Origin of the sequence: Halothiobacillus sp., assembly GCF_028710545.1 — a bacterium.
GTDB lineage: Bacteria > Pseudomonadota > Gammaproteobacteria > Halothiobacillales > Halothiobacillaceae > Halothiobacillus.
Genome location: NZ_JAQTTX010000079.1, coordinates 1 through 7,216 on the forward strand (window position 1 = coordinate 1; position 7,216 = coordinate 7,216).

Annotated in this window: 6 protein-coding genes; 1 reads left to right on the top strand and 5 read right to left on the bottom strand. The window is 57.1% G+C overall.

Translation table 11 applies throughout. The features are described 5' to 3' along the window. The 5 genes from PHD44_RS11870 to PHD44_RS11890 form a co-directional block, all read right to left on the bottom strand. Positions 1 to 1,487 (bottom strand): AAA family ATPase (locus tag PHD44_RS11870; protein ID WP_300192002.1); only part of this gene is annotated, 1,487 nt, incomplete at its 3' end. A gap of 26 nt (positions 1,488 to 1,513) precedes the next feature. Further along, entirely contained in the window at positions 1,514 to 1,828 is a 315-nt protein-coding gene (gene clpS, locus PHD44_RS11875; RefSeq protein ID WP_300192004.1) for an ATP-dependent Clp protease adapter ClpS, read from the bottom strand. Between the two features lie 44 nt (positions 1,829 to 1,872). Beyond that, positions 1,873 to 2,925 carry a signal peptide peptidase SppA gene (sppA, locus tag PHD44_RS11880; protein ID WP_300192006.1) on the bottom strand — a complete coding sequence of 351 codons (1,053 nt, stop codon included), beginning with the start codon at positions 2,923 to 2,925 and terminating at the stop codon, positions 1,873 to 1,875. Continuing rightward, complete coding sequence (locus PHD44_RS11885; RefSeq protein ID WP_300192008.1) at positions 2,922 to 3,626, bottom strand: HAD family hydrolase; 705 nt, start codon at positions 3,624 to 3,626, stop codon at positions 2,922 to 2,924. Before PHD44_RS11885 ends, sppA begins: the two co-directional genes overlap by 4 nt. Then, complete coding sequence (locus tag PHD44_RS11890) at positions 3,623 to 4,648, bottom strand: RluA family pseudouridine synthase (protein WP_300192010.1); 1,026 nt, start codon at positions 4,646 to 4,648, stop codon at positions 3,623 to 3,625. Before PHD44_RS11890 ends, PHD44_RS11885 begins: the two co-directional genes overlap by 4 nt. 610 nt (positions 4,649 to 5,258) lie before the next feature. Between PHD44_RS11890 and PHD44_RS11895 the strand changes: the two genes are divergently transcribed. Further along, positions 5,259 to 7,216: Rne/Rng family ribonuclease (locus PHD44_RS11895; RefSeq protein WP_300192012.1), on the top strand; the 1,958-nt coding region annotated here is incomplete at its 3' end.

A 7,216-nucleotide genomic window follows, 5' to 3' on the forward strand; every position in this document is an offset into this window, starting at 1 on the left:
GTCGGGCCGGCAAAAAGGTAGGAACCGATGGGCTTGTCTGCCGTACGCAATCCGGAGCGCGCCATACGAATGGATGTCGTGATCTGTTCGATGGCGTCTTCCTGACCGAACACCACCATGTTGAGGTTGCGATCCAGGTGGCGCAGCACTTCACGATCGGATGTGGACACGCTGCGTTCCGGAATGCGGGCGATCTTGGCGACGACGCGCTCAATTTCAGTGGCCGTAATCAGATTGCTCTCCGGTGCCGGTTCTATCAGGCGATGTTGCGCTCCGGCCTCATCGATGACGTCAATAGCCTTGTCCGGCAAATGACGATCGGATATGTGACGATTGGAAAGTCGGACGGCGGCCTCCAGTGCATCATCGGTATACGAAACGCCATGGTGTTTTTCATAGCCGCTGCGCAGCCCCTGCAGAATGGCGATGGCTTCATGCTCGCTGGGTTCGGGGACATCCAGTTTCTGGAAGCGGCGGGTAAGGGCGGCATCCTTTTCGAAGATTGCCCGGTATTCCTGGTGGGTCGTGGAGCCGATGCAACGCAAGTCCCCGTTAGCAAGCGCGGGCTTGATCAGGTTGGATGCATCCATGGAGCCACCGGAGGCGGAACCGGCACCGATCAGGGTGTGAATCTCATCGATGAACAGAATGGCATTCGGCAATGATTTGATCCTTTTCAGGACAACCTTAAGCCGCTTTTCAAAATCACCGCGATATTTTGTGCCAGCGACCAGAGAACCGAGGTCGAGCGAATAGACCACCGCATCCTTGAGGGTTTCAGGCACTTCGCCTTCAACAATTTTGCGTGCGAGACCTTCGGCCAGAGCTGTTTTACCGACACCGGCCTCGCCGACCAGTAGTGGATTGTTTTTCCGTCGCCGACACAAGATCTGCTGTACCCGTTCGATTTCAGGGGCGCGTCCGATCAGCGGGTCGATCTTGCCGTCGCGGGCAAGCTGATTGAGATTGATGACGAAGTTTTCGAAGCTGTTCTCATCGGCGACTTCAGGCTTTTCGCGTTCTTTTTCGGCTGGTGCTTCATTGGCTGCCGGTTCATCTTGAGTCAGGCCATGCGAGATGAAATTGATCACATCCAGGCGCGTCACACCGGCCTTGTGCAGCAAATGCACCGTATGTGAATCCTGCTCGGCGAACAATGCCGCCAAGACATGCGCGCCGGATACTTCGTTCCGTTGAGCGGACTGTACCTGCATGACGGCACGTTGTAGTACGCGCTGAAAGCCGAGCGTGGGCTGTGTTTCACGGGCGTCATTTTCCGGGATGCGCGGTGTGGTGTGGCGAATGTGGTTTTCCAGGTCGACGGCCAGTTGCGAGATGTTGGCATTGCAGCCTTCCAGCACGGCGCGTGCGTCCGGGTCCTCGAGCAGGGCATGGGTGAGCGCTTCTAAGGTGACAAACTCGTATCTTTGACGCCGGGATCGGTCAAATACGCGGCTGATGGTGGTTTCCAAGGCTTTGCTTAACACGGAGAACTCCTATCTGATCCCATGGGTTACTGGGGTGCCGGTTCCATCACGCACAAGAGCGGATGTTCATTCTGGCGCGCGACCTGATTGACCTGCGCTACACGGGTTTCGGCGATTTCCCGCGTAAACAGGCCGCAGACGCCTCGACCTTTATGATGAACCTCTAACATAACGCGTTCAGCCTGTTCGGTCGACAGGTAAAACAATTCAACCAGAATGCGGACGACGAAATCCATCGGCGTGAAGTCGTCGTTGAGTAGAATCACCTGATACATCGGTGGCTCGGCGACAATAGCCTCCGGTATGGACTCTGTTTCAGTGGGGGTAATTTGATCGACCATGTCTGTCATTCTATGTGTGCTGAGCCAAATCCCAAGATCGCGGCCTAAGGCAATAGTTTAGGGCCTAAATTCGCCGCCCAGAGGCTCGTCAGCGACTGGCTGATCTGTGTACTGGTTTTGCCCAGAAGTTCTTCGAATGGGCTCTTGCTTGGCGTAAGGTTGACTTCGTTTTTGAGGTGCAATTCATCTCGAACCACGCTGCGTACCGTGCCCAGGCCGTCGATCAGTCCGTTCTTCTGTGCCTGCGCGCCGGTGTAGATCAGACCGGAGAACAGGTCGGGGTCGTTGGCGAGACGTTTGCCCCGGCCTTTTTTGACGGCATCGATGAACTGTTGATGTACCTGATCGAGCAGGTTCTGCATGTATTGCACCTGAGCGGGATTCTCAGGAGAGAATGGATCGAGCATGGCCTTGTTTGCACCCGCAGTCAAAAGACGGCTTTCAATACCCAGTTTGTGCATGGCTTCCACGAATCCGAAGCTGTCCATCCGCACACCGATCGAACCGACGAGTGATGCCTGATTTGCATATATTTTGTCGGCTGCGGCCGCAATGTAATAACCGCCGGAAGCGCATACATCCTCGACGACGGCGTACACCGGTTTGGCAGGGTATTGATTGCGCAGTCGCATGATCGCATCAAAGATTTCGCCGGACTGGACGGGGCTGCCGCCCGGCGTGTTCATGCGCAGAACGATGCCCTTGATCTGTTTGTTCTTGAATGCCTTTTCCAGTACGGGGATGATTTCCTCCGCGGAGGCTTCCTGCCCTGCGGCAATCACACCGCTGATATCGATGATGCCTGCCGATGGCTCCTTGATGACAAGACCCTTGCCATCGTCCAGATCGCCGCTGAAAGAAATCCAGGCAATGATCCAGATCACCAACGCGAAGCTGATCAGCCGGAAAAACACCCGCCAACGGCGCGCGCTGCGTTGTTCCTTCAGGCCTTGGCGGGCAAGATCGAGTAATGCCTCCCGCGCCCAGGCATCATCACCCGCCGCAGTTTTTTCCGATGCGTTCGCGTGTTGTGCGGATGCTGCGCCGAGATTGGGTTCGATGCGCAGATCATCATGTGGCGGCTGGGCGGTGCTCATTCGTTCATACTCACTTTATTCTGGCTCACTTTTTGAGCGGTGGCGGACTGGTACAGCGGCAACAGGCTGGGCAGATCATGAATGACGGCGGCCGGTTTGGCGGCGTGAAGGCGATCAATTTCGTGTGCGCCATGGGTGATGGCGATGGGGACGCAGCCCGCATTGTGTGCCATCAGTAAATCAAAGTCAGTATCGCCGATCATCCAGGCCTGCGCCGGTTCCAGCCCGAATTCGTCCAGCAGTTCCATCAGCATCAAGGGTGATGGTTTGGAAGCGGTTTGCTCGGCTGTTCGTGTACCAAGAAAGTAGTGACCCAGACCGGTTTCTTCAAGTGCTTCGTGCAGGCCCCTGTTCGATTTTCCGGTGGCAATGGCCAACCAGCAGCCCGCTTCACGCAGATCATTCAGCAGGGTTGCCGCCCCGGCATAGGTTTCGAGGGTATCGGTTCGGCTGAAATAGAACTGCTGGTAGGTTTTTCCCAGCGCCTGCGCCTGCTCAAGCGAAAGGTCCGGATAGAGCGCCTGGCACGCCTCGACCAGACCGAGGCCGATGATGCTTTGTATCGTCTCGGGCGCCAGCGGCGGCAGATTACTGTGCGCGATGGCCATCTCGAAGCTGTGCACAATGTGGCCGGTGGACTGAACCAGTGTGCCGTCCCAGTCAAAAATGATCAGTTGGGGTGGAGGTAGGGTGTGCTTCATGTCGGGTCGTGTTCCGGCAGCGTTAGGTTGAGTTGTTGTGCCAGCGAACGCCATTTATTCGGGATCGGGGCTGTCAACTGCAGTGGTTGTTCTGTTTGCGGATGCGTCAGCATCAGGCGATAGGCGTGCAGCAGCAGAGGCGGGCGGCGTCGGGCCGAGGCGCCAGTGGATGGAAAGAGTCGTTTGTCCCATTCGCGCTGACCATATTTTTCATCGCCGATGATCGGGTGGTTCTCGTGCGCGGTGTGTACGCGAATCTGGTGTGTGCGTCCGGTTTCAAGTTGTGCCCGCAGCAGGGTGGCATTCTTGTTGGCGGCCAGCACGGCGAAATGGGTCACGGCTTCCTTGCCCTGCGGGCTGACCTGCACCCGATGCGATTCACCTTCGCCCTGCCACTTTTCCAACGGTGCATCGACGCGTTTGAGTTTGTCCGGCCAATGACCATGCACGATGGCCAGATACTGCTTTTCGGCATGGCCTTCCGGCCGGAACTGGGTTTGCAGCGAATGCAGGGCGGCGCGGGTCTTGGCCAGAATCAACAAGCCGCTGGTATCGCGGTCAATGCGATGGGCCAGTTCGAGTTTTTCACCCAGTCCCGTGTGTTGGCGCATGAGTTCGATCAGGCCAAAAGGGATGTTCGAACCGCCATGGACGGCAAGGCCGGCGGGTTTGTTGACGGCCAGCAGGGCTTCGTCTTCGTACACGATCATATCCGCAGCGCGCGCGAGCCAGTTCGGTGAGATCACGCCCGCCGATTCCGGTGATGCGCTTTGCAGCTTGAGTGGTGGGATGCGGACCTCATCACCCGTCGCGAGCCGGGTGGTCGGCTTGGCGCGTTGGCTGTTCACACGGACTTCTCCGGTACGCAGAATGCGGTAAATCAGGGAACGCGGAACCTCGCCATGCGTCGCGCCCAATTCGCGCAGCAGGAAATTGTCGATGCGTTGGCCGGCATAATGCGCATCGACGGTGACGCGACGCACGGATTGTTTCTTTTCGATGGGCGGACCGGCAGGTGCCATGGGGAGTGTTTTCATCGGCACATTATGGCGTATTTCGATCGCATTTATTATGCGCATCTCGTGATGGGTGTTGTGTTACACTCCTCGGGCTTTGAGTGGCTCGGGCCGCTTCCGTCCAATTTTGATGGTGTGGAAATTTTCCATCGAAATGGCGTGTAGGTTCGGCTCGAGCAATCAAGCGCGCCACTTCAGATTTTCTGCTTACCCTAAACCAATGGGGGCAGGTGACTGAAGCGGGCAGACCGCCAGATCGGTGGTTCGTTCACGAAGCCCTTGATAATCTGTTGTTTTGAAACGGCTTCAAACAGTTTCCGTATTAATTACGATCATCCTGAAGGATTTATGCGCCTGTTCTGGCTGGTGACACTGGTTTTGCTCCATGAGGTTGTGCCGCGTTTTCGCAGTGCAACGGCTTGCTCGGGCCACGATTGGATGGCGGCTTCGGTTTCAAACCGCCGCCATCGTTCGTCGCGCCCGGCTAATCTCATGCCAATCGACCTGCAGCCACAATCGCATCAATCTCTCCTCCCAATGTTAACGCTCCCGCTCAAGGCCGATTGGTCGCAGCCCGCATGGCTGCGCGGGTGGCGTTTTATTCGAGAATCAATCCATGAAAAGAATGCTAATCAATGCCACCCAGGCCGAAGAGATTCGGGTGGCGCTCGTCGATGGACAGACGCTCTATGACATTGACATAGAAACACCTGGCCACGAACAGAAAAAATCCAATATTTACAAAGCGTTAATCACGCGAATCGAGCCGAGTCTCGAAGCGGTTTTCGTTAATTACGGCGCAGACCGCCACGGCTTTCTGCCCTTCAAGGAAATCGCTCGCAGCTATTTTGATTCGGAGGCCGTTGATGACAAGGGGCGCCCGGTCATCAAATCGGCGTTGAAAGAAGGCCAGGAAATCATCGTTCAGGTCGAAAAGGAAGAGCGCGGCAACAAAGGGGCTGCCCTCACCACGTTCGTCAGCCTGGCGGGCCGTTATCTGGTTCTGATGCCGAACAATCCGCGCGCCGGTGGCGTATCCCGTCGCATCGAAGGCGACGATCGCGCCGAGATCAAGGCGGCGCTGTCCGAGTTGACCGTGCCTGAAGGGATGGGGCTGATCGTGCGTACGGCAGGTGTCGGACGTGAACCCGCCGAGCTGCAATCGGATCTCGATTACCTGCAACAGGTATGGGTTGCCATTCTGAAAAAATCCGAGTCCCGCAAGGCACCGTTCCTGATTTATCAGGAAAGCGACCTGATCATTCGTGCATTGCGCGATTACATGCGTAACGACATCGGCGAAGTGTTGATCGACGAGCCCAACATGTACCAGCAGGCGCTGGATTTCGTGAATCTCGTTTCTCCGGATTCCGTGGACAAGATTCATCTGTATCAGGACCGTACGCCGCTGTTCACGCGTTACCAGATCGAATCCCAGATCGAATCGGCCTACGAGCGAACGGTCACCCTGCCTTCCGGCGGCGAGTTGGTGTTCGATGTAGCCGAAGCCCTGACTGCTGTCGATATCAACTCCGGGCGCAGCACCAAGGGTCAGGATATCGAAGACACGGCATTCAATACGAATCTTGAAGCGGCCGACGAGATCGCCCGTCAACTGCGCCTGCGGGACTTGGGGGGGCTCGTCGTCATCGACTTCATCGACATGGGGCAGCCCAAGCATCAACGTGAAGTTGAAAACCGCCTGCGTGATGCCCTCAAGATGGATCGTGCCCGGGTGCAACTGGGCCGCATTTCCCGGTTCGGCCTGCTCGAAATGTCACGCCAGCGGTTGTCCTCATCTCTTGAAGAATCGGCGCAACACGTCTGCCCGCGCTGCATGGGGCAGGGGCACATTCGCTCGGTTGAATCACTTTCCCTGTCGATCCTGCGTTTGGTGATTGATGAATCCATGAAGGATCAGACCGGGCGTGTCGTGGCCCAGGTGCCGGTCGATGTGGGCACTTATCTCCTCAATGAGAAGCGTGAGCAGTTGCGTGAGATCGAGCTAAACCACCAGGTCGAGCTCTTGATTATTCCCAACATCAACCTTGAGACACCGCACTTTAAAATCGAACGCGTACGTCGTCCGGATCTTGCCGAAGCACCGGCCAGTTCGCGTGCCCTGATTGAACCGCTTGCCGTTGCCTTGCCCGAACTGGAGCGTGCGCCGCGACGTCCCATTGCGCCGATCGAACCGATTCGTCCGGCAGCTCAACCCGCGCCACAGCCCAAGGCTGCCGCCAGCGCGCCTGTTGCGGCTAATGTTCCGGCGGCCACCACGAACGCGGCCAATACCAGTGCCTTGGGATTGCTCAAGCGTGTGATCGGTCAGATATTCGGTGGGGGCGAAAAGCAGGCCGAACCGGAAATGGCTGCCACTCAGGCTCCAGCCAAGAAAGCATCCGCCAGCCGTCCACCGCGCGCGAAGGACGACAATCGGGCGGCACCTAATCGTTCACCTCGCGCAGCAACACCGGCGAACGAGTCGGAAGCACGGACAGAGGACAAACGTCGTGATGAAAACAAGGTAGAGGGCACGAAGCCGGAAGGTTCGAGCAACCGTCGTCGCCGTTC